This is a genomic window from Xylophilus sp. GW821-FHT01B05 (assembly GCA_038961845.1).
In the GTDB taxonomy this organism is placed as follows: domain Bacteria; phylum Pseudomonadota; class Gammaproteobacteria; order Burkholderiales; family Burkholderiaceae_C; genus Xylophilus.
Genome location: CP152408.1, coordinates 4,670,792 through 4,692,889, shown reverse-complemented (window position 1 = coordinate 4,692,889; position 22,098 = coordinate 4,670,792). Strand labels below are relative to the sequence as shown.

Below are 22,098 nucleotides of genomic sequence, written 5' to 3'. Positions count from 1 at the left end.
CTACACTCCAGGGCTTCTTCCTCCAAGGGCCATCGGCTCACATGGGCCTTGCTGCGGCGGGGGCCATGCCTGAGCGGGACGGCCGTTTGCCCCACTGCCTGATCCCATTCCGATGTCTTCTGCCAGCCCTGCCTCCCTGATTCCTTCTTCCTTGCCCGGCCAGAGTGCCACGGTGCAGATCGCGCTCGGCGATCGCAGCTACGCGATCCGCATCGGCCAAGGCCTGCTGGCCGACGCCGGCACCTACGCGCAACTGCCGCGCGCCGCCACGGCGCTGATCGTCACCAACAGCACGGTGGCGCCTTTGTACGAGGCCGCCCTGCGCGCCGCGCTGGCGCCGCACTATCCGCAGTTGCACACCGTGGTGCTGCCCGACGGCGAGGCGCACAAGGACTGGCCCACGCTCAACCTCATCTTCGACGCCTTGCTGGAAAAGGGCTGCGACCGCAAGACCGTGCTGTTCGCGCTGGGCGGCGGCGTGGTGGGCGACATGACCGGCTTTGCTGCGGCCTGCTACATGCGCGGCGTGCCCTTTGTGCAGGTGCCGACCACGCTGCTGGCCCAGGTCGACTCCTCGGTGGGCGGCAAGACCGCCATCAACCACCCGCTGGGCAAGAACATGGTGGGCGCCTTCTACCAGCCGCAGTTGGTGGTGTGCGATCTGGACACCATCCAGACCCTGCCGCCGCGCGAGGTCAGCGCCGGCCTGGCCGAGATCATCAAGTACGGTCCGATTGCCGACATGGCCTTCCTCGACTGGATCGAGGCAAATGTCGACGCCTTGCGCGCCGGCGATGCAAAGGCCCTGGCCCATGCGGTGCAGCGCAGCTGCGAGATCAAGGCCGCGGTGGTGGGCGAGGACGAGCGCGAAGGCGGCCTGCGCGCCATCCTGAACTTCGGCCACACCTTTGGCCACGCGATCGAATCCGGCCTGGGCTATGGCGCCTGGCTGCATGGCGAGGGCGTGGGCTGCGGCATGGTGATGGCGGCCACGCTGTCGCAGCGCCTGGGTTTGGTGGATGCGGCTTTTGTGGCGCGCCTCACCGCCGTGATCGCCCGTGCCGGCCTGCCGGTGAAAGCGCCGCAGTTGGACGCTGCCGACAACGCTGGCCGTTGGCTGCAACTGATGCGTGTGGACAAGAAGGCCGAGGGCGGTGAGATCCGCTTCGTGCTGATCGACGGCCCCGGCCGGGCGACCATGCGCGCCGCGCCAGATGCTCTGGTGCGCGAAGTGATTGCGGCCTGCAGCTAGCTACTAAGTTGATAGCTATATGCCGGCGCCCACCCTGGATATCAGCCACTTTTCTTCTAAATTTCTGGCGCCGTATGCCTGTGACCCGGCGCAGAGCCGGGGCCGCCGCTTTCCCGAGCCGCCGGCGCCCACGCGCACCGAGTACCAGCGCGACCGCGACCGCATCGTGCACTCCACCGCGTTCCGGCGGCTGGTCTACAAGACCCAGGTGTTTCTGAACCACGAAGGCGATCTGTTTCGCACGCGGCTCACGCATTCGCTGGAGGTGGCGCAATTGGGCCGATCCATCGCGCGTTCGCTGCGGCTCAACGAGGACCTGGTCGAGGCGATTGCGCTGGCGCATGATCTGGGCCACACGCCCTTCGGCCATGCCGGCCAGGACGAGCTGGACGCCTGCATGGCCGGGCACGGCGGCTTCGAGCACAACCTGCAGAGCCTGCGCGTGGTCGATGTGCTGGAAGAGCGCTACCCGCACTACGACGGCCTGAACCTGAGCTTCGAGACCCGCGCCGGCATCCTCAAGCACTGCTCGCGCGCCAATGCCGAGCGGTTGGAGGCGGGCGAGCCCGACGGCGTGGCCCGGCGCTTCATCGACCGCACGGCGCCCAGCCTGGAGGCGCAACTGTGCAACCTGGCCGACGAGATCGCCTACAACGCGCACGACATCGACGACGGTGTGCGCTCCGGCCTGATCACGCTGGAGCAGATGGAGGCCGTGCCCCTGTTCGACCGCTACCGGCGCGAGGCGCTGGCCGAGCACCCGCACCTGGCCCAGGGCCGTGGGCCGCGCCGGCTGCTGAACGAGGCCATCCGCCGCATGCTCAGCGCCCAGGTCTACGACGTGATCGCCGCCACCGGCGCCGCGTTGGAAGCCGCCGCGCCCGCCAGCGCCGATGCCGCGCGCCAGGCTGGCCCGCTGGTGCGCTTTGGCGACGCCATGCGGCAGGAGTCGGGCGTGCTCAAGCGCTTTTTGTTCCAGAACCTCTACCGGCATCCGCAGGTCATGGCCACCACCGGCCATGCGCGCCAGGTGGTGCGCGACCTGTTCGCCGCCTACTGCGCCGCGCCCGAGGAAATGCGCGGCGGCTTTGGCGCGCGGGCCCTGGCCTGCGCGCAGGCTGACGCAGACGCCAAGCCCGAGCGTGTGGTGGCCGACTACGTCTCCGGCATGACCGACCGCTTCGCGGTGCGTGAGCACGAGCGGCTCACCGGCCGCCAGATCTTCCCGTGACGGCCCGCGCCGCGCGCTTCGCGCCAGCGCTGGTGATCCTGGCCGGCATCTCGGCCGCCCTGCATGTCGCCAAGCTGCCGCCGGCCATCCCGGCGCTGCAGCAGGCGCTTGGCATCAGCCTGGTGCAGGCGGGTTTTCTCTTGTCCACCGTGCAGTTCGCGGGCATGGCGCTGGGCATATTGTTCGGGCTGGTTGCCGATGGCGTCGGGCTGCGGCGCAGCCTGCTGTGCGGCCTGGTGCTGCTCACGCTGGCCAGTGCGGCGGGCGCGCTGGCGACCTCGGCCAGCGCCTTGCTGGCGCTGCGCGTGGCCGAGGGCTGCGGCTTCATGCTGGCCTCATTGCCCGGGCCCAGCCTGCTGCGTCGGCTGGTGGCGCCTTCGCGCTTGCCGGCCATGCTGGGTTTTTGGGGCACCTACATGCCTTTTGCCACGGCGCTGGCGTTGTTGGTCGGGCCGTGGTGGATGGAGGCCGTGGGCTGGCGCGCCTGGTGGCTGCTGCTGGCGGCCGGCACGGCGCTGATGGCGCTGTGGGTGTGGCGCGCGGTGCCGGCGGATGTGCTGGCCGTGCCCGTGGCCAGGTCGCCGGTGTTCCGGCGGCTGGTGGCGTCCTGGCCGCAGTGGTCCGGGCGGCTGCGGCGTACCTTGGGCGCGGCCGGGCCGTGGCGCGTGGCCCTGGGTTTTGCGAGCTACTCCGGGCCCTGGCTGGCGGTGGTGGGTTTCCTGCCCGCGCTCTATGCCCAGGCCGGCGTGCGGCCACTCGCGGCGGGCGGGCTCAGCGCCCTGGTGGCGGCGGTCAACATGATCGGCAACATTGCCGCCGGGCAATGGCTGCAGCGCGGCGTGGCGCCGCGGCGGTTGCTGTGGGCCGGCTATGCGGCCATGGCCGTAGGCGCCTTCCTGTTCTTTGTGCCCGCCACCGAAGGCCTGCCCGCGCTGCGCTACGCGGCGGTGCTGGCGTTCTCGCTGTGTGGCGGCATGGTGCCGGGCACCTTGTTTTCGCAGGCGGTGCGTGTGGCGCCGGGCGAAGACACGGTGGCCACCACCGTCGGCTGGATGCAGCAGTGCTCTGCCTTTGGCCAGTTCGCGCTGCCGCCGCTGGTGGCCTGGGTGGCCAGCATGGCGGGCGGCTGGCAGTGGACCTGGGTGGTGACTGGCATCTGCGCCGTCGTGGGGGCGATGCTGGCAGCGCGGCCCCGCCGGTAAAATCGCCCGCCGTCCCATCACTGCGCACCGTGCCCGCCATTCCCCCCGATTCCAACGCCATTGCCGACACCCAAGCCTGGCTTGAAAGCGCGGTCATCGGCCTGAACCTCTGCCCCTTCGCCAAGGCCGTACACGTGCGCGGCCAGGTGCACTACGCGGTCTGCGATTCGGCCGAGCCCGGCGATCTGCTGGAGGCCCTGGAATTTGAGGCAAAAAGCCTTCAAGCCCAGGACCCTAGCCGGCGTGATACTACACTTTTGATAGCAACTGGCTGTCTGGAAGATTTTCTGGATTTCAATGATTTCCTGGGCCGTGCCGAGCGCCTGCTGGCGCGCCGCGGCTTCGACGGCGTGTTGCAGCTTGCCAGCTTCCACCCGCAATACCAGTTTGCCGGCACCGAGGCCGACGACGTCGGCAACTGCAGCAACCGCGCCCCCTGGCCCACGCTGCACCTGCTGCGCGAGGCCAGCATAGACCGCGCGGTCGAGGCCTTCCCTGATGCCGAGGCTATCTTCGGCCACAACATCGACACGCTGGAGCAGTTGGGCTTTGCCGGCTGGCAGGCGCTGGACGTGGGGCCCGGCGCCGGTGCGCGCCATGCAGCGGGGGAGGGCGCATGAAAAAGAAGCCTTCGCACGCCGCTACGGCCGCCGCAGCCAACCCGCTGGCGGACGAGCTGCGCCCCGGCCAGTCGGTCGAGCTGCTCAAGGAACTGCACATCCTGACCCGCGACGGCCGGCTCAACCAGGATTCGCGGCGCAAGCTCAAGCAGGTCTACCACCTGTACCAGTTCATCGAAACCCTGCTGAAAGAGCTGCCCGAAGGCGGTGCCGGCGCCACCCTGGCCGACCACGGCGCGGGCAAGTCCTACCTGGGCTTTATCGTCTACGACTTGTTCTTCCGCGCGCTGGGCTCGGGCCATATCTACGGCATAGAGACGCGCGCCGAGCTGGTCGAGAAATCACGCGCCCTGGCCGCGCAACTGGGCTTTGCGCGCATGTCCTTCCTGCCGCTGTCCGTGGCCGAGGCCACCACCGACGCCGCGCTGCCCGAGCGCATCGATGTCGTCACCGCGCTGCACGCCTGCGACACCGCCACCGACGACGCCATCGAATTCGGCCTGGCCAAGAACGCGCGCTGCATGGTGCTGGTGCCCTGCTGCCAGGCCGAAGCCGCCGCCTGTCTGCGCCAGAACAAGGCCCTGGCCCTGGCGCGCACGCCCCTGGCCGAACTCTGGCGCCACCCGCTGCACACGCGCGAGCTGGGCAGCCAGATCACCAACGTGCTGCGCTGCCTCTACCTGGAAGCCTGCGGCTACCAGGTCACGGTGACCGAGCTGGTCGGCTGGGAGCACAGCATGAAGAACGAACTCATCATCGCCCGCCGTGGCGGCGGCCCCAAGCGCAGCGCGGCCGAGCGCATGCGGGCCATCCTGGAAGAGTTCGGCCTGGCATCGCTGCAGCCGGCACGCTTTCCGCGCCTGCCCACTGCTTAGCGGCCATGGCCCGCCTGCCCCGTCTGGCCCTTCCTGGCCACCCGCACCACCTGATGCTGCGCGGCAACGGCGGCCAGGCCATCGTGCGTGATGACGAGGACGCCGAGGAATTGCTGGCCCTGCTGGGCGAGCATGCCGCCGCCCAAGGCGTGCTGCTGCATGCCTACCTGCTGCTGCCCGACCAGTTGCGCCTGCTGGCCACGCCGCAGGAGGAGGGCGGCTTTCCCTTGTGGATGCAGGGCGTGGGCCGGCGCTATGTGCGGGCCTTCAACGACCGCCATGGCCGGCGCGGCACCTTGTGGGAGGGCCGCTACCGCTCGCACCTGCTGGAGGCCGGCCGCTGGCTGCTGCCCGCCATGGTGGCGCTGGACAACCTGCCGGTGCAGCGGGGCCTGGCCCCGCAGCCGCAGGATTACGCCTGGAGCAGCCACCGCCACTATGCCGGCCAGCGGCCGGACCGCCTGCTGGCGCCGCCCGCAGCCTATTGGGAGCTGGGCAACACCCCGTTTGCGCGCGAGGCGGCCTACGCCGAACTGGTGCGCACCGGCCTGGACGCCGCCAGCCAGCGTCAGTTGGAAGAGGCCTCGCACGGAGAGTGGGCGCTGGGCAGCGCCGAATTTGTGGCATCGCTGCAAAAACTCACGCCGCGCCGTTTGCACAAGGCGCGGCCTGGCCGGCCCGCGGCGGCACCGGACTTTCAAGAGAAAAGTGCCTGAATCCCAGGATGGTCGCCGGCTTTATGCTCTTATTTTTGATGTGTCCCCATTTTAATTCCGATTAATTTATTCAACATTTAATAGGAATCTGACCCCAATTAAAGTCCTTGGCACCGATGTTGCTGTGTCTTATGCTCGCTCTCCCCGCGATTGATAGCGACACAGACGACAGGAGCACGCCATGACGATGACAACGGCTGCCGAGATCCAGCATCTCCAGGAACACGGTCTTTATTCCAAGGCCAACGAGCACGACGCTTGCGGCCTGGGCTTCGTAGCCCACATCAAGGGCGAAAAGCGCCACGACATCGTCACGCAGGCGCTCAAGATCCTCGAAAACATCGACCACCGCGGCGCGGTGGGTGCCGACAAGCTCATGGGCGACGGCGCGGGCATCCTGATCCAGATCCCCGACCTGCTCTACCGCGAAGAAATGGCCGCCCAGGGCGTGGCCCTGCCGCCGGCCGGCGAATACGGCGTGGGCATGATCTTCCTGCCCAAGGAGCACGCCTCGCGCCTGGCCTGCGAGCAGGAGATGGAGCGCGCCATCAAGGCCGAAGGCCAGGTGCTCCTGGGCTGGCGCGACGTGCCGGTGAACCGCGACATGCCCATGTCGCCCCAGGTCAAGAAGACCGAGCCGGTACTGCGCCAGGTCTTCATCGGCCGTGGCGCCGATGTCATCGTGCAAGACGCGCTGGAACGCAAGCTCTACGTCATCCGCAAGACCGCCAGCGCCAACATCCAGAACCTGAAGCTCAAGCACAGCAAGGAGTACTACGTACCCAGCATGTCGAGCCGCACCGTGGTCTACAAGGGCCTGCTGCTGGCCGACCAGGTTGGTACTTACTACTTTGATTTGCAAGATCCACGCTGCGTATCGGCGCTGGGCCTGGTGCACCAGCGCTTCTCCACCAACACCTTCCCCGAGTGGCCGCTGGCCCACCCGTACCGCTACGTGGCCCACAACGGTGAAATCAACACCGTCAAGGGCAACTACAACTGGATGAAGGCGCGCGAAGGCGTGATGTCCTCGCCGGTGCTGGGCGCCGACCTGCAGAAGCTCTACCCGATCAGCTTTGCCGGCCAGTCCGACACCGCTACCTTCGACAACTGCCTTGAGTTGCTCACCATGGCTGGCTACCCGATCAGCCACGCCATGATGATGATGATCCCCGAGCCCTGGGAGCAGCACACCACCATGGATGAGCGCCGCAAGGCCTTCTATGAGTACCACGCCGCCATGATGGAGCCCTGGGACGGCCCGGCCTCCATCGTCTTCACCGATGGCCGCCAGATCGGCGCCACGCTGGACCGCAACGGCCTGCGCCCCTCGCGCTACTGCATCACCGACGACGACCTGGTCATCATGGGCTCGGAATCCGGCGTGCTGCCGATTCCTGAGAACAAGATCGTGCGCAAGTGGCGCCTGCAGCCCGGCAAGATGTTCCTGATCGACCTCGACCAGGGCCGCATGATCGACGACGAAGAGCTGAAGGCCAGCCTGACCCACAGCCGCCCCTACAAGCAGTGGATCGAGAACCTGCGCGTCAAGCTCGATCACGTGGCCGGCTCGCAGGCCGCGCCGCCGGCGTCTTCGGTCAGCCTGCTGGACCGCCAGCAGGCCTTTGGCTACACCCAGGAAGACGTCAAGTTCCTGATGTCGCCCATGGCCAAGAACGGCGAAGAGGGCATCGGCTCCATGGGCAACGACAGCCCGCTGGCCGTGCTCTCCAGCAAGGACAAGCCGCTCTACAACTACTTCAAGCAGATGTTCGCGCAGGTCACCAACCCGCCGATCGACCCGATCCGCGAGGCCATCGTGATGTCGCTGGTGTCCTTCATCGGACCCAAGCCGAACCTGCTGGACATCAACCAGGTCAACCCGCCGATGCGGCTCGAAGTGAGCCAGCCCATCCTCGACTTTGCCGACATGGCAAAGCTGCGCGACATCGCCACCTTCACCCAGGGCAAGTTCAAGAGCGCCACGCTGGACATCACCTACCCGCTGGCCTGGGGCCATGAGGGCGTGGAAGCCAAGCTGGCCTCGCTCTGCGCAGAAGCCGTGGACGCCATCAAGGGCGGCCACAACATCCTGATCGTGAGCGACCGTGGCGTCGGCGCCGCGCAGGTGGCCATCCCCGCGCTGCTGGCGCTGTCGGCCATCCACCAGCACCTGGTGCGTGAGGGCCTGCGCACCACCGCCGGCCTGGTGGTGGAGACCGGCACCGCGCGCGAAGTGCACCACTTCGCCGTGCTCGCCGGCTACGGCGCCGAGGCCGTGCACCCCTACCTGGCCATGGAAAGCCTGGCCGAGCTGCACAAGGATCTGCCGGGCGACCTGTCGCCCGAGAAGGCGATCTACAACTACGTCAAGGCCATCGGCAAGGGCTTGTCCAAGATCATGTCCAAGATGGGCGTGAGCACCTACATGAGCTACTGCGGCGCGCAGCTGTTCGAGGCCATCGGCATCAACAGCGACACCGTCGGCAAGTACTTCACGGGCACCGCCAGCCGCGTCGAAGGCATCGGCATCTTCGAAATCGCCGAAGAAGCCATCCGCCTGCACAAGGCCGCCTTTGGCGACGACCCGGTGCTGGCCAACATGCTGGACGCCGGTGGCGAATACGCCTGGCGCACCCGCGGCGAAGAGCACATGTGGTCGCCCGACGCGATCGCCAAGCTGCAGCATTCCACGCGCTCCAACAACTGGAACACCTACAAGGAATACGCCCAGCTCATCAACGACCAGAGCCGTCGCCACATGACGCTGCGCGGCCTGTTCGAGTTCAAGATCGACCCGGCCAAGGCCATCCCCGTGGAAGAGGTCGAGCCGGCGGCCGACATCGTCAAGCGCTTTGCCACCGGCGCCATGTCGCTTGGCTCCATCTCCACCGAAGCGCACGCCACCCTGGCCGTGGCCATGAACCGCATCGGCGGCAAGAGCAACACCGGCGAAGGCGGCGAAGACCCGGCGCGCTACCGCAACGAGCTGAAGGGCATCCCGATCAAGCAGGGCGACACGCTCAAGAGCGTGATCGGCGCGGCCAACGTCGAGGTCGACCTGTCGCTCAACCCCGGCGACTCGCTGCGCTCCAAGATCAAGCAGGTGGCATCGGGCCGCTTCGGCGTCACGGCCGAGTACCTGTCCTCGGCCGACCAGATCCAGATCAAGATGGCCCAGGGCGCCAAGCCCGGCGAGGGCGGCCAGTTGCCCGGCGGCAAGGTGACCGAATACATCGGCAAGCAGCGCTACTCGGTGCCCGGCGTGGGCCTGATCAGCCCGCCGCCGCACCACGACATCTACTCGATCGAGGACTTGGCCCAGCTGATCCACGACCTGAAGAACGTCGCACCGCACGCCAGCATCAGCACCAAGCTGGTGTCGGAAGTGGGCGTGGGCACCATCGCCGCAGGCGTGGCCAAGTGCAAGAGCGACCACGTGGTGATCGCCGGCCACGACGGCGGCACCGGCGCATCGCCCTGGTCGTCCATCAAGCATGCGGGCGGCCCGTGGGAAATCGGCCTGGCCGAAACCCAGCAGACCCTGGTGCTGAACCGCCTGCGCAGCCGCATCCGCGTGCAGGCCGACGGCCAGATGAAGACCGGCCGCGACGTCGCCATCGGCGCGCTGCTGGGCGCCGATGAATTCGGCTTTGCCACCGCACCGCTGGTGGTCGAGGGCTGCATCATGATGCGCAAGTGCCACCTCAACACCTGCCCGGTGGGCGTGGCCACGCAGGACCCGGTGCTGCGCAAGAAGTTCTCGGGCAAGCCTGAGCACGTGGTGAACTACTTCTTCTTTGTTGCGGAAGAAGTGCGCCAGATCATGGCCCAGCTCGGCATCCGCAAGTTCGACGATCTGATCGGCCGTGCCGACCTGCTCGACACCAAGAAGGGCATTGCCCACTGGAAGGCACGCGGGCTGGACTTCAGCCGCCTGTTCGCCCAGCCGCAAGTGCCGGCCGAGGTGCCGCGCTTCCATACCGAGCTGCAAGAGCACGGCCTGGAACATGCGCTGGACAACAAGCTCATCGAGAAGTGCCGTCCGGCCATCGAGCGTGGCGAGCGCGTGCGCTTCATGGAAGTGGCGCGCAACGTCAACCGCACCGTGGGCGCCATGCTCTCCGGCGCGGTGACCCGCGTGCACCCCGAGGGCCTGCCGGATGACACCATCCACATCCAGCTCGAAGGCACGGGCGGCCAGTCCTTTGGCGCCTTCCTGACCAACGGCATCACGCTCTACCTGATCGGCGACGCCAACGACTACACCGGCAAGGGCCTCTCCGGCGGCCGCGTGGTGGTGCGCCCGAGCCTGGACTTCCGTGGCGAGGCGGCGCGCAACATCATCGTCGGCAACACCGTGATGTACGGCGCCACCGCCGGCGAGGCCTACCTGGCCGGCGTGGCGGGCGAACGCTTCGCGGTGCGCCTGTCGGGCGCCACCGCCGTGGTGGAAGGTACCGGCGACCATGGCTGCGAGTACATGACCGGCGGCACGGTGGCCGTGCTGGGCAAGACCGGCCGCAATTTCGCTGCCGGCATGAGCGGCGGCATTGCCTACGTCTATGACGAAGACGGCCAGTTCGCCTCGCGCTGCAACCTGTCGATGGTCGCGCTGGAGAAGGTCGTGACCGGCGCCGAGCAGACCGCCAACGTGCACCGCAACATCTGGCACCGCGACCAGACCGACGAGGCCACGCTGCGCAAGCTGCTGGAAGACCACAACCGCTGGACGGGCAGCAAGCGCGCCCGCGAACTGCTGGACAACTGGGCCGTCTCGCGCACCAAGTTCGTCAAGGTGTTCCCGACCGAATACAAGCGCGCCCTGGCCGAGATCTACGAGCGCCGCGTCAACGCCGAGCCGTCGACGCCGCACGTGGCCCAGCCGGCCGTCCCGGCCGTGGCCAAGAAGAAAGAAGCGGTTCCCGCCAAGTAAGGCGCGGCCCACCACCACGATTAGAAGGACATACGGTCATGGGAAAAACCACCGGCTTCATGGAATACGCGCGTATCGAGGAGGGCTACAAGCCCGTGCCCGAGCGCTTGAAGCACTACAAGGAATTCGTCGTCGGCCTGGACGCGGAACAGGCCAAGGTCCAGGGCGCGCGCTGCATGGACTGCGGCACGCCGTTCTGCAATAGCGGCTGCCCGGTCAACAACATCATTCCGGACTTCAACGACCTGGTCTACCAACAGGACTGGCAAAGCGCGTTCGCCGTGCTGGACTCCACCAACAACTTCCCCGAGTTCACCGGCCGCATCTGCCCCGCGCCCTGCGAGGCCGCCTGCGTGCTCAACGTGAACGACGACGCGGTCGGCATCAAGTCGATCGAGCACGCCATCATCGACCGCGCCTGGACCGAAGGCTGGGTGGCCCCGCGCCTGGCCAAGCACAAGACCGGCAAGAAGGTGGCCGTGGTCGGCTCCGGCCCGGCCGGCATGGCTGCGGCGCAGCAACTGGCGCGCGTCGGCCATGACGTGACCCTGTTCGAGAAGAACGACCGCGTTGGCGGCCTGCTGCGCTACGGCATCCCCGACTTCAAGATGGAGAAGTCGCACATCGATCGCCGTGCCGCGCAGATGGAGGCCGAAGGCGTCACCATCCGTACCGGCGTGGTCATCGGTGCCAAGACCGATCCGCTCGGCAAGGGCTCCAAGGTCACCAACTGGGCCAAGGAAACCATCACGCCCGAGCAACTGCAAAAGGACTTCGACGCCGTGCTGATCACCGCCGGCGCTGAGCAGTCGCGCGACCTGCCGGTGCCCGGCCGTGAGCTCGATGGCATCCATTTCGCGATGGAATTCCTGCCGCAGCAAAACAAGGTCAATGCCGGCGACAAGCTCAAGAGCCAACTGCGCGCCGATGGCAAGCACGTCATCGTCATCGGTGGCGGCGACACCGGCAGCGATTGCGTGGGCACCAGCAACCGCCATGGCGCGGCGAGCGTCACCCAGTTCGAGGTCATGCCCCAGCCACCCGAAGAAGAAAACCGCCCCATGACCTGGCCCTACTGGCCGATCAAGCTGCGCACCAGCTCCAGCCACCATGAAGGCTGCGAGCGCGAGTTCGCCATCTCCACCAAGGAGTTCATCGGCGAAAAGGGCAAGGTCACGGGTCTGAAGACCGTGCGGGTGGAGTTCAAGGACGGCAAGCTGGTCGAGATCCCCGGCACTGAAGTCACCATGAAGGCCGACCTGGTGCTGCTGGCCATGGGCTTTGTCAGCCCGGTCTCGCCGGTGCTAGAAGCCTTCGGCGTCGAGAAGGATGCGCGCGGCAACGCCCGGGCCACCACCGACTTCGACGGCGGCTACGCCACCAACATGCCCAAGGTCTTCGCCGCCGGCGACGTGCGCCGCGGCCAGTCCCTGGTGGTCTGGGCGATCCGCGAAGGCCGCCAGGCGGCACGCGCGGTGGATGAGTTCCTGATGGGCTTCAGCGACCTGCCACGCTGACCGCTGGCGGCTTCGCTTGCTGAAACGGCGCCCGCTGGGCGCCGTTTTCATTTGCTATTGAATGTATAGCTATAAGCCCAGGCTCCATAAGGGCTAGAGGCCTATTTTGTTAAAATTTCCACAAGAGAGGCCACCCTTGCGCGCGCATGCCGCCTGGGTGCCGCGACGCGGGCTGGCGTTTTGCTATACATTCACTCGTGAAGGTTACTGTTGCAGCATCCTCTATGATGCCGCGCTGCCGTACGCTCGGCCCTCGTCCTATGGAAATCCCCAAGCCCGACTCCTCCCTCCCTCCGCCGCTGGTCAGCCTGCGTGACACCACGTTCGGCTACGGCGAGCGCGTGATCCTGGACGGGGTGTCGCTCGATATCCCGCGTGGCAAGGTCACGGCACTGATGGGCGCCTCGGGCGGCGGCAAGACCACCGTGCTGCGCCTGATCGGCGGCCAGGTCCGCGCGCAGCGCGGTGAGGTGCTGTTCGATGGCCAGGATGTGGGCAAGTTCGACGCGCCCGCGCTCTACGCCGCGCGCCGGCGCATGGGCATGCTGTTCCAGTTTGGCGCGCTGTTCACCGATCTGGACGTGTTCGGCAACGTCGCCTTCCCGCTGCGCGAGCACACCGACCTGAGCGAGGATCTGATCCGCGACATCGTGCTGATGAAGCTCGACGCGGTCGGGCTGCGCGGCGCGCGCGACCTGCGGCCGAGCGAGATCTCCGGCGGCATGGCGCGCCGCGTGGCGCTGGCCCGGGCCATCGTGCTCGACCCCGAGCTGGTGCTCTATGACGAGCCCTTCGCCGGCCTCGACCCGATTTCGCTCGGCATCGCCGCCCGGCTGATCCGACAACTGAACGACGCCATGGCCCTGACCAGCGTCGTGGTCTCGCACGATGTGGACGAGACGCTGGCCATTGCCGACCACGTCATCGTGCTGGCGGCCGGGCGCATTGCCGCAGAGGGCTCACCCGAAGTCATTCGCGCCAGCACCGATCCGGTGGTGCACCAGTTCATCCACGCCGAGGCCGACGGCCCGGTGCGCTTTCAGTACCCGGCGCCTGAAGTCGCAGAGGATTTTGGCCCGGTGGCCGGAAGGAAGCGGCTATGAGTACACGCTGGTGGCATCCGGCCGACGTCGGCTTTGCCGTGCGCAGCAAGCTGGCCGGCATTGGCGCGGCCGCGCGCCTGTTCTGGCGCCTGTTGCAGCTCACCGGCCCAGCGCTGCGGCGCTTCCGGCTGGTGTCCGAGCAGATCCATTTCCTGGGCAACTACTCGCTGGCGATCATTGGCGTGTCCGGCCTGTTCGTCGGCTTCGTGCTCAGCCTGCAGGGCTACTACACGCTGCAGCGCTACGGTGCCTCTGATGCGCTGGGCCTGCTGGTGGCGCTGTCGCTGGTGCGTGAACTCGGGCCGGTGGTCAGCGCGCTGCTGTTCGCCGGCCGCGCGGGCACCTCGCTCACGGCCGAGATCGGCCTGATGAAGGCCGGCGAGCAACTCAGCGCCATGGAGATGATGGCCATCGATCCGGTGCGCCGCATTCTTGCGCCCCGCTTCTGGGGCGGTGTGATCGCCTTGCCGCTGCTGTCGGCGGTGTTCAGCGCGGTCGGCATCATCGGCGGCTGGCTGGTTGGCGTGGTGCTCATCGGCATCGACGGCGGCTCTTTCTGGAGCCAGATGCAGGGCGGCGTCGACGTTCTGCGCGATATCGGCAACGGCGTGCTCAAGAGCGTGGTTTTCGGGTTCACGGTGACTTTTGTGGCGCTGCTGCAGGGCTATACGTCCCAGCCCACGCCCGAGGGGGTATCGCGCGCGACCACCCGCACCGTGGTGGTGTCGTCACTTGCCGTGCTCGGCCTGGATTTCATCCTGACCGCGCTCATGTTTAGTATTTGAAGGGTTAGCAATGGAACGCTCCAAAAGCGATGTATGGGTAGGCCTGTTCGTGCTGCTCGGATTGGCAGCCGTGCTGTTCCTGTCCCTGCAGGCGGCCAATCTGCTGCGGCTCAACTTTCAGTCCACCTACACGGTGACTGCGCGCTTCGACAACATCGGCGGGCTCAAGCCCCAGGCTGCGGTCAAGAGCGCGGGCGTGGTGGTCGGCCGGGTGGACGGCATCACCTTCGATGACAAGACCTTCCAGGCCTCGGCAGCCCTGTCGCTGCAGAAGCGCTATGCGTTCCCCAAGGACAGCTCATTCAAGATCCTGACCAGCGGCCTGCTCGGCGAGCAGTACGTCGGCATCGAGGCCGGCGCCGACGACAAGAATCTGGAGCAGGGCGACGTGATCACCACCACCCAGTCAGCCGTAGTGCTGGAAAACCTCATCGGCCAATTCCTCTTCAACAAGGCAGAGGATGGCGGCAAGCCAGCGCCCGCAGGCTCCAGCCAGGGCAATAAAAAATGAAAACAAGCATGCTTCCCTCCCGTCGCACGACGGCTCTGGTCGCGGCCCTGGCCGCGACGCTGCTGGCCACCGGTTGCGCCACGACCAGCGCCACTGGCCAGGCGCCCAACCCGCGCGACCCCTTCGAGCCGTTCAACCGCGGTGTCTCCGAGTTCAACGACAAGGTGGACCAGGCCGTGCTCAAGCCGGTGGCCACCGCCTACCGCGATGTCACGCCGGCACCGGTTCGCACGGGGGTGAACAACTTCTTCCGCAACCTGACCGAGCCTTGGTCCTTCGTCAACAACGTCCTGCAGCTCAAGGTGCGCGATGCGGGCGAGACCTGGATCCGCTTTGCCGTCAACACCGTGTTCGGTTTGGGCGGGGTGATCGACATCGCCGGCGCTGCCGACATCGAGCGCCATCCGCAGGATTTCGGCCAGACGCTGGCGAGCTACGGCGTGCCCACCGGCCCGTACCTGGTGCTGCCGCTGCTGGGCCCCTCGACCGTGCGTGACACGGCCGCGTTGCCGGTGGATACCGCTGGCAGCTTGCTGACCCACGTGCACGACGTGCCGGTGCGCAACTCGCTCTACGTGCTGCGCATCGTGGATACGCGTGCCAGCCTGCTGCGGGCCAGCTCGGTGCTGGATGAGATCGCGCTCGACAAATACAGCTTCACCCGCGATTCGTTCCTGCAGCTGCGCCGCAACCAGCCCCGCAACAGTGGCGAGTCCGACGGCAGCGATGCCGGCTACGACGTTGACGACAGCCAGCCCGCTACCTTGCCACTCAAATTGAGGTAGGGCGGGTTTCAGGCTGTTGCATGTCCAGCATGCCCGGCCGGAACCGCCCGTTGAATGCCCCGTTCAAACGGTAACGGCCCGATCTGCCCGGGAGGCTCCGGGGCCGTTCCATCCGCCTATAGAAAGAAGAGGTCACCATGAATCGACGTTCCCTGGGCCGCATGGCCGCCAGCCTTGCCGCCATCGCTGTCCTGGCGCTGCCGCTGGCCGCACGTGCTGCAGACGAAGCGCCGGACGCGCTGATCAAGCGCCTGTCCTCCGACACGCTGGATGCGATCAAGGCCGACAGCAGCCTGCGCGGCGGTGACATCAACAAGGTGATCGCGCTGGTCGACAGCAAGATCATGCCCAACGTCAACTTCCAGCGCATGACGGCCGCCGCCGTCGGCCCGCAGTGGCGCCAGGCCACGCCGGACCAGCGCAGCCGCCTCCAGCAGGAATTCAAGACCCTGCTGGTGCGCACCTATGCCGGCGCACTGTCGCAGGTGAGCGACCAGAGCATCTCGGTCAAGCCGCTGCGTGCCGACCCGGCTGACAAGGAAGTCGTGGTCCGCACCGAGGTCATTGGCCGCGGCGACCCGATCCAGCTCGACTACCGCCTGGAGAAGACGCCGGGCGAGGGCGCTGGCTGGAAGATCTACAACCTGAACGTGCTGGGCGTGTGGCTGGTGGAAACCTACCGCAGCCAGTTCGCGCAGCAGCTCAGTAGCGGCGGCATCGACGGCCTGATCCAGACGCTGGTCAAGCGCAACCAGACCAACGAAAAGAAGAGTTGAGCCCCGTGGCCAAGAAGGCAGCAGCGCCAGCCGCCATCGCGGCGGCCGACGACACCGCCACGGCGGTGCAGCACCAGATGCTGGTGCTGCCCACCGAGCTCACGCACGTGCAGGCCCAGACCTGCCTGCGCATGCTCACGCAAGGCCTCAAGCCCGGGTCGATGCCGGTCGTGGCTGACGCCTCGGCGCTGGCCAAGTTCGACTCATCGGCGCTGGCCGTGCTGCTGGCCTGCCGCCGCGAGGTACTGTCGCTGGGCCGCAGTTTCACCGTGCGCGGCCTGCATCCCCGCCTGGCGGGTATGGCCCGGCTCTACGGCGTGACGGACCTGCTGCCGGCCGAAGCCTGAGCCGGCCCCCGAAAGGGCTTAGGCGCACCCGGCCGCCCGGCTCGGCCCGACGCCGTAAAATAGCGGGCTCCCATGCCCGCGATCTCATTCCAATCCGTCTCCAAGCAGTTCTCGACCCCGCGCGGTGCGCTCCAGGCTCTTGACGGCGTCAGCTTCGATATTGCCCAAGGCGAATTCTTCGGCCTGCTGGGCCCCAACGGAGCGGGCAAAACCACCCTCATCAGCATCCTGGCCGGCCTGGCGCGGGCCACGCAAGGCCGCGTGCTGGTCGATGGCAGCGACGTGCAGACCGACTTTGCCGCGGCGCGCCGCAAGCTCGGCGTGGTGCCGCAGGAACTGGTGTTCGACCCCTTCTTCAATGTGCGCGAGACCCTGCGCATCCAGTCCGGCTATTTCGGCGTCAAGAACAACGACGCCTGGATTGACGAGCTGTTGACGGCTTTGGGCCTGGCCGACAAGGCCAGCTCCGGCATGCGCCAGCTCTCCGGCGGCATGAAGCGCCGCGTGCTGGTGGCGCAGGCGCTGGTGCACAAGCCGCCCATCATCGTGCTGGACGAGCCCACGGCCGGCGTCGATGTGGAGCTGCGCCAGACGCTGTGGCAGTTCATCGCTCGGCTCAACCGCGAAGGCCACACGGTGCTGCTCACCACCCATTACCTGGAAGAGGCAGAAGCCCTGTGCAGCCGCATCGCCATGCTCAAGAAGGGGAAGCTGGTGGCGCTCAACCGCACCAGCGACCTGATCCGCATGGCCGCGGGCAATGTGCTGCGCTTCAAGATCGATGGCGAACTGCCGCCCGCGCTGGCCGTGCAGGCGCGCATCACCGGGCGCATCGTGCAACTGCCGGCGCCTGACGCCGCGGCGATCGAGCGCTACCTAGCCGAGGTGCGCCAGGCCGGCCTCACGGTCGAGGACGTGGAAGTCCGCAAGGCCGACCTGGAAGACGTGTTCCTCGAAGTCATGGCAACCGACCAGGCCGCCACCGGCGGGCACCGCTGGCAGGCGCCGGTATGAGGACAGGCACATGAACGGCTGGCAAACGCTTTTCTACAAGGAAGTGCTGCGCTTCTGGAAGGTCGGCTTCCAGACCGTGGGCGCGCCGGTGCTCACGGCCGTGCTGTACCTGCTGGTGTTTGGCCACGCCCTGGAAGACCACGTGAAGGTCTACGACACGGTGAGCTACACCGCCTTCCTGGTGCCGGGGCTGGTGATGATGAGCGTGCTGCAGAACGCCTTCGCCAACAGTTCGTCTTCGCTCATCCAGAGCAAGATCATGGGCAGCCTGGTGTTTGTGCTGCTCACACCGCTGTCGCATTGGGGCTGGTTCGCGGCCTATGTTGGCTCGTCTGTTGTGCGCGGGCTGGCCGTGGGCCTGGGCGTGTTCGTGGTGACGGCGCTGTTCTTCGCCAAGCTGTCCTTTGTGGCGCCGTGGTGGATTCTGGTGTTTGCGCTGCTGGGCTCGGCACTGCTGGGCACGCTGGGTGTGATCGCCGGGCTCTGGTCGGAGAAGTTCGACCAGATGGCGCTGTTCCAGAACTTCCTCATCATGCCGATGACCTTTCTCTCCGGCGTGTTCTATTCCGTCGGTTCGCTGCCGCCCTTCTGGCAGGCGGTGAGCCATCTCAATCCGTTTTTCTACATGATCGACGGCTTTCGCTATGGCTTCTTCGGCGTCAGTGATGCCTCGCCCTGGCTGAGCCTGGCCATCGTCGGCGGCGCATGGCTGGCGATCAGCGCGCTGGCCCTGCACCTGCTGCGCATCGGCTACAAGATCCGGGGCTAGCTTTGCGCACTTCGTGTCGTTTGCGCCCGTCCCTTCCGGGGCAACACCGGCGGCCCGGCAGAGCCGGTTCCGCGGTGTTTTTCGATGAATAACTATTCCCATGACCGCTGACGAACTCAAGGCCCTGATCCAGTCCCATCTCCCGTGCGAGCACATTGCGCTCGAGGGCGATGGCCGCCATTGGTACGCGACCATTGTCTCGGCCGAATTCGAGGGCAAGCGCCTGATCCAGCGCCACCAGCGGGTCTATGCCACGCTGGGCACGCGCATGCAGACCGATGAGGTGCATGCGCTGTCCATGAAGACCTACACGCCCGCCGAGTGGGCAACCGCACCGAAGGGCTGAGCACATGGACAAACTGCTGATCCGCGGCGGCCGCCGCCTGCAGGGCGAGGTATCGATCTCCGGTGCCAAGAATGCCGCGCTGCCCGAAATCTTCGCCTCGCTGCTGACCGCCGACGCCGTGACCCTGACCAATGTGCCGGGCCTGCAGGACGTGACCACGGCGCTGCAATTACTGGCCCACATGGGCGTGCGCACTGAGCGCGCGCCAGGCCAACTGGTGTTGCAGGCGGCTGATCTGCCGGCGCGCGAGGCGCCCTATGAGCTGATGAAGCTCATGCGCGCCTCCATCCTGGTGCTGGGGCCGCTGGTGGCGCGCTTTGGCGAGGCCACCGTGTCGCTGCCGGGCGGCTGCACCATCGGCTCGCGGCCGGTCGACCAGCACTTGAAGGGCTTGCAGGCCATGGGCGCGGAGATCAGCTTCGAGCACGGTGACATCGTTGCCCGCGCCAAGCGCTTGAAGGGTGCACGCATCACCACCGACATGGTGACCGTCACCGGCACCGAGAACCTGCTCATGGCCGCCACCCTGGCCGAGGGCGAGACCGTGCTGGAAAACGCCGCGCAAGAGCCCGAGATCTCCGACCTGGCCGAGATGCTGATCGCCATGGGCGCGCAGATCGAAGGCCACGGCAGCAGCCGCATCCGCATCCAGGGCGTGGAGCGCCTGCACGGCTGCAGCCATGCCGTGGTGGCCGACCGCATCGAGGCCGGCACCTTCCTGTGCGCCGTGGCCGCCGCCGGTGGCGACGCGGTGCTGCGGCACGCACGCATCGACCACCTCGACGCCGTGGCCGAGAAGCTGCGCGACGCTGGCGTCACCGTCACCGCAGTGGACGGCGGCGTGCGCGTGCAGTCGCCGGGCGTGGCGCAGGGCGCGCTCAAGGCGCAGACCTTCCGCACCACCGAGTACCCGGGTTTCCCGACCGACATGCAGGCCCAGTTCATGGCGCTCAACTGCGTGGCCCAGGGCACCTCGACCGTGACCGAGACGATTTTTGAGAACCGCTTCATGCACGTCAACGAGCTGATGCGGCTGGGCGCCAACATCCGCGTCGACGGCAAGGTGGCGGTGGTGGAAGGCGTGCCGCGCCTGTCTGGCGCCACCGTGATGGCCACCGACCTGCGCGCCTCGGCCAGCCTGGTCATCGCCGGCCTGGTGGCCGATGGCGAGACGCTGGTAGACCGCATCTACCACCTGGACCGCGGCTACGACCGCATGGAAGCCAAACTGCGCGGCATTGGCGCAGACATTGAAAGGATTTCGCCGTGATAACGCTTGCCCTGTCCAAGGGACGCATCTTCGACGAGACCCTGCCGCTGCTGGCCGCTGCCGGCATCCAGGTGCTGGAAGACCCCGAGAAGTCGCGCAAGCTGATCCTGCCCACCAACCATGCCGACGTGCGCGTGGTGCTGGTGCGCGCCAGCGACGTGCCGACCTATGTCGAATACGGCGGCGCCGACCTGGGCGTGACCGGCCTGGACACGCTGCTGGAGCACAACATGGAGGCCGCCGGCGGCGGCTCGCGCCTGTACCAGCCGCTGGACCTGAAGATCGCGCGCTGCCGCGTCAGCGTGGCGGTGCGCGCCGACTTCGACTACGCCAGCGCCGTCAAGCAGGGCTCGCGCCTGAAGGTTGCCACCAAGTACCTGGGCATCGCGCGTGAATTCTTCGCCACCAAGGGCGTGCACGTGGACTTGATCAAGCTCTACGGCAGCATGGAACTGGCGCCGCTCACCGGCCTGGCCGACGCCATCGTCGATCTGGTCTCCACCGGCAACACCCTCAAGGCCAACCACCTGGTGGAAGTGGAACGCATCATGGACATCAGCTCGCGCCTGGTGGTCAACCAGGCCGCGCTCAAGCTCAAGCGCGAGCCGATCCGCCGCATCGTCGATGCCTTTGCCTCGGCGATTTCCCCTGATTGATTTGATTGCAATGGAATTGGTAGCTAAACCCCAGCGTCTGACAACGGCTTCAGCCACTTTTGAGGCTGATTTCAAGGCGCGGCTGCATTGGTCGGCCGACACCGATGCCGCCATCGAACAGCGCGTGGCCGACATCCTGGCCGACGTGCAGCAGCGCGGCGACGCCGCCGTGCTGGAGTACACCGCCCGCTTTGACCTGCTGCAGGCTGAATCGCTGGGCGCACTGGAGCTGACCCAGGCTGAACTGAAGGCGGCCTTCGAGTCGCTGCCGGCCGCGCAGCGCGAGGCCCTGGAAGCCGCCGCACGCCGTGTGCGCACTTATCACGAGGCCCAGAAGAAGGCCAGCGGCGAGAGCTGGAGCTACCGCGACGAAGACGGCACGTTGCTGGGCCAGAAGGTCACGCCGCTGGACCGCGTAGGCATCTATGTGCCGGGGGGCAAGGCCGCCTATCCGTCCTCGGTGCTGATGAACGCGATCCCCGCGCATGTCGCCGGCGTTGGCGAAATCATCATGGTCGTGCCCACGCCCAAGGGTGAGAAGAACCCGCTGGTGCTGGCCGCCGCCTATGTGGCCGGCGTGAGCCGTGCCTTCACCATCGGCGGCGCCCAGGCCGTGGCGGCCCTGGCCTATGGCACGCAAACCGTGCCCAAGGTCGACAAGATCACCGGCCCCGGCAACGCCTACGTCGCCAGCGCCAAGAAGCGCGTGTTTGGCACTGTGGGCATCGACATGATCGCCGGCCCCAGCGAAATCCTGGTGCTGGCCGACGGCAGCACGCCGCCCGATTGGGTGGCCATGGACCTGTTCAGCCAGGCCGAGCACGATGAGCTGGCGCAAAGCATCCTGCTGTGCCCTGATGCCGCCTACATCGATGCCGTGCAGGCGGCGATTGACCGCCTGCTGCCCACGCTGCCGCGCGCCGAGATCATCGCCAAGAGCCTGAACGGCCGCGGCGCGCTGATCCTCACGCGCGACATGGAAGAGGCCTGCGCCATCAGCAACCGCATCGCGCCCGAGCACCTGGAAGTGTCCAGCCGCGATCCGCATAAATGGGAGCCGCTGCTTCGCCACGCCGGCGCCATCTTCCTCGGCGCCTTCACCAGCGAAAGCCTGGGCGACTACTGCGCCGGCCCCAACCACGTGCTGCCCACCAGCGGCACTGCGCGCTTCTCCAGCCCGCTGGGCGTCTACGACTTCCAGAAGCGCAGCAGCCTCATCGAGGTGAGCGAGGCCGGCGCCCAGGTGCTGGGCCCCATCGCCGCAGAGCTTGCCTACGGCGAAGGCCTGCAGGCGCACGCCCGCGCGGCCGAGCTGCGCCTGAAGGATGTGCCGCCGCAGCGGGGCAGGTCATGAGCGCGGCGCCGGGCCGCTCCCAAGCAAGCTCGC

20 protein-coding genes are annotated in these 22,098 nt (G+C 67.1%); all 20 read left to right on the top strand.

Annotated elements, in window-relative coordinates:
* Nucleotides 1–112: 112 nt before the first annotated feature.
* Nucleotides 113–1,252 carry a 3-dehydroquinate synthase gene (aroB, locus tag AAFF27_21925; protein XAH22634.1) on the top strand — a complete coding sequence of 380 codons (1,140 nt, stop codon included), beginning with the start codon at nucleotides 113–115 and terminating at the stop codon, nucleotides 1,250–1,252.
* A gap of 19 nt (nucleotides 1,253–1,271) precedes the next feature.
* The gene (locus tag AAFF27_21920; protein ID XAH22633.1) at nucleotides 1,272–2,483 is read left to right on the top strand and encodes a deoxyguanosinetriphosphate triphosphohydrolase; all 1,212 of its coding nucleotides are present in this window, start codon (nucleotides 1,272–1,274) and stop codon (nucleotides 2,481–2,483) included.
* On the top strand, nucleotides 2,480–3,685 hold the full coding sequence (locus AAFF27_21915; GenBank protein ID XAH22632.1) for an MFS transporter: 1,206 nt from the start codon (nucleotides 2,480–2,482) through the stop codon (nucleotides 3,683–3,685). The genes AAFF27_21920 and AAFF27_21915 overlap by 4 nt, the downstream gene beginning before the upstream one ends.
* A 29-nt stretch (nucleotides 3,686–3,714) precedes the next feature.
* Nucleotides 3,715–4,305, top strand: a complete 591-nt coding sequence (locus AAFF27_21910; protein XAH22631.1) for a DUF1415 domain-containing protein — start codon at nucleotides 3,715–3,717, stop codon at nucleotides 4,303–4,305.
* A complete protein-coding gene (locus AAFF27_21905) occupies nucleotides 4,302–5,180 on the top strand; it encodes an SAM-dependent methyltransferase (protein XAH22630.1) in 879 nt (292 codons plus the stop codon). The genes AAFF27_21910 and AAFF27_21905 overlap by 4 nt, the downstream gene beginning before the upstream one ends.
* Nucleotides 5,181–5,185: 5 nt before the next feature.
* Complete coding sequence (locus AAFF27_21900) at nucleotides 5,186–5,896, top strand: transposase (protein ID XAH22629.1); 711 nt, start codon at nucleotides 5,186–5,188, stop codon at nucleotides 5,894–5,896.
* A 187-nt stretch (nucleotides 5,897–6,083) separates the two neighbouring features.
* A complete protein-coding gene (locus AAFF27_21895) occupies nucleotides 6,084–10,832 on the top strand; it encodes a glutamate synthase-related protein (GenBank protein ID XAH26291.1) in 4,749 nt (1,582 codons plus the stop codon).
* A 38-nt stretch (nucleotides 10,833–10,870) separates the two neighbouring features.
* Complete coding sequence (locus AAFF27_21890; GenBank protein XAH22628.1) at nucleotides 10,871–12,349, top strand: glutamate synthase subunit beta; 1,479 nt, start codon at nucleotides 10,871–10,873, stop codon at nucleotides 12,347–12,349.
* Nucleotides 12,350–12,609: 260 nt separating this feature from the next.
* On the top strand, nucleotides 12,610–13,452 hold the full coding sequence (locus AAFF27_21885; GenBank protein ID XAH22627.1) for an ABC transporter ATP-binding protein: 843 nt from the start codon (nucleotides 12,610–12,612) through the stop codon (nucleotides 13,450–13,452).
* Complete coding sequence (mlaE, locus tag AAFF27_21880; protein ID XAH22626.1) at nucleotides 13,449–14,237, top strand: lipid asymmetry maintenance ABC transporter permease subunit MlaE; 789 nt, start codon at nucleotides 13,449–13,451, stop codon at nucleotides 14,235–14,237. Before AAFF27_21885 ends, mlaE begins: the two co-directional genes overlap by 4 nt.
* Nucleotides 14,238–14,247: 10 nt before the next feature.
* Nucleotides 14,248–14,748 carry an outer membrane lipid asymmetry maintenance protein MlaD gene (mlaD, locus tag AAFF27_21875; GenBank protein XAH22625.1) on the top strand — a complete coding sequence of 167 codons (501 nt, stop codon included), beginning with the start codon at nucleotides 14,248–14,250 and terminating at the stop codon, nucleotides 14,746–14,748.
* Nucleotides 14,749–14,756: 8 nt separating this feature from the next.
* Complete coding sequence (locus AAFF27_21870) at nucleotides 14,757–15,533, top strand: VacJ family lipoprotein (protein XAH22624.1); 777 nt, start codon at nucleotides 14,757–14,759, stop codon at nucleotides 15,531–15,533.
* Between the two features lie 137 nt (nucleotides 15,534–15,670).
* Nucleotides 15,671–16,309, top strand: coding sequence for an ABC transporter substrate-binding protein (locus tag AAFF27_21865; protein XAH22623.1), 639 nt, complete (start codon nucleotides 15,671–15,673; stop codon nucleotides 16,307–16,309).
* A 77-nt stretch (nucleotides 16,310–16,386) separates the two neighbouring features.
* On the top strand, nucleotides 16,387–16,656 hold the full coding sequence (locus tag AAFF27_21860) for an STAS domain-containing protein (protein ID XAH26290.1): 270 nt from the start codon (nucleotides 16,387–16,389) through the stop codon (nucleotides 16,654–16,656).
* 72 nt (nucleotides 16,657–16,728) lie between these two features.
* Nucleotides 16,729–17,670 (top strand): ABC transporter ATP-binding protein, encoded by a 942-nt coding sequence (locus AAFF27_21855; GenBank protein ID XAH22622.1) that lies wholly within the window; start codon nucleotides 16,729–16,731, stop codon nucleotides 17,668–17,670.
* Between the two features lie 10 nt (nucleotides 17,671–17,680).
* Complete coding sequence (locus AAFF27_21850) at nucleotides 17,681–18,439, top strand: ABC transporter permease (protein ID XAH22621.1); 759 nt, start codon at nucleotides 17,681–17,683, stop codon at nucleotides 18,437–18,439.
* 100 nt (nucleotides 18,440–18,539) lie between these two features.
* On the top strand, nucleotides 18,540–18,785 hold the full coding sequence (locus AAFF27_21845; protein XAH22620.1) for a BolA family protein: 246 nt from the start codon (nucleotides 18,540–18,542) through the stop codon (nucleotides 18,783–18,785).
* A gap of 4 nt (nucleotides 18,786–18,789) precedes the next feature.
* Complete coding sequence (gene murA / locus AAFF27_21840) at nucleotides 18,790–20,055, top strand: UDP-N-acetylglucosamine 1-carboxyvinyltransferase (protein ID XAH22619.1); 1,266 nt, start codon at nucleotides 18,790–18,792, stop codon at nucleotides 20,053–20,055.
* Nucleotides 20,052–20,711: an ATP phosphoribosyltransferase gene (hisG, locus tag AAFF27_21835; protein XAH22618.1), complete on the top strand. Its 660-nt coding sequence runs from the start codon at nucleotides 20,052–20,054 to the stop codon at nucleotides 20,709–20,711. The genes murA and hisG overlap by 4 nt, the downstream gene beginning before the upstream one ends.
* Nucleotides 20,712–20,721: 10 nt before the next feature.
* Nucleotides 20,722–22,065 carry a histidinol dehydrogenase gene (gene hisD / locus AAFF27_21830; GenBank protein ID XAH22617.1) on the top strand — a complete coding sequence of 448 codons (1,344 nt, stop codon included), beginning with the start codon at nucleotides 20,722–20,724 and terminating at the stop codon, nucleotides 22,063–22,065.
* The last annotated feature ends 33 nt before the right edge of the window (nucleotides 22,066–22,098 follow it).

Coding starts and splice junctions, on each gene's coding strand:
- AAFF27_21895 (XAH26291.1), top strand. CDS start 6,084: ATGACAACGGCTGCCGAGATCCAGCATCTCCAGGAACACGGTCTTTAT.
- AAFF27_21900 (XAH22629.1), top strand. CDS start 5,186: ATGGCCCGCCTGCCCCGTCTGGCCCTTCCTGGCCACCCGCACCACCTG.
- AAFF27_21870 (XAH22624.1), top strand. CDS start 14,757: ATGCTTCCCTCCCGTCGCACGACGGCTCTGGTCGCGGCCCTGGCCGCG.
- AAFF27_21885 (XAH22627.1), top strand. CDS start 12,610: ATGGAAATCCCCAAGCCCGACTCCTCCCTCCCTCCGCCGCTGGTCAGC.
- AAFF27_21905 (XAH22630.1), top strand. CDS start 4,302: ATGAAAAAGAAGCCTTCGCACGCCGCTACGGCCGCCGCAGCCAACCCG.
- mlaE (XAH22626.1), top strand. CDS start 13,449: ATGAGTACACGCTGGTGGCATCCGGCCGACGTCGGCTTTGCCGTGCGC.
- AAFF27_21865 (XAH22623.1), top strand. CDS start 15,671: ATGAATCGACGTTCCCTGGGCCGCATGGCCGCCAGCCTTGCCGCCATC.
- AAFF27_21890 (XAH22628.1), top strand. CDS start 10,871: ATGGGAAAAACCACCGGCTTCATGGAATACGCGCGTATCGAGGAGGGC.
- hisD (XAH22617.1), top strand. CDS start 20,722: ATGGAATTGGTAGCTAAACCCCAGCGTCTGACAACGGCTTCAGCCACT.
- AAFF27_21920 (XAH22633.1), top strand. CDS start 1,272: ATGCCGGCGCCCACCCTGGATATCAGCCACTTTTCTTCTAAATTTCTG.
- mlaD (XAH22625.1), top strand. CDS start 14,248: ATGGAACGCTCCAAAAGCGATGTATGGGTAGGCCTGTTCGTGCTGCTC.
- aroB (XAH22634.1), top strand. CDS start 113: ATGTCTTCTGCCAGCCCTGCCTCCCTGATTCCTTCTTCCTTGCCCGGC.
- AAFF27_21850 (XAH22621.1), top strand. CDS start 17,681: ATGAACGGCTGGCAAACGCTTTTCTACAAGGAAGTGCTGCGCTTCTGG.
- AAFF27_21860 (XAH26290.1), top strand. CDS start 16,387: ATGCTGGTGCTGCCCACCGAGCTCACGCACGTGCAGGCCCAGACCTGC.
- AAFF27_21855 (XAH22622.1), top strand. CDS start 16,729: ATGCCCGCGATCTCATTCCAATCCGTCTCCAAGCAGTTCTCGACCCCG.
- AAFF27_21845 (XAH22620.1), top strand. CDS start 18,540: ATGACCGCTGACGAACTCAAGGCCCTGATCCAGTCCCATCTCCCGTGC.
- murA (XAH22619.1), top strand. CDS start 18,790: ATGGACAAACTGCTGATCCGCGGCGGCCGCCGCCTGCAGGGCGAGGTA.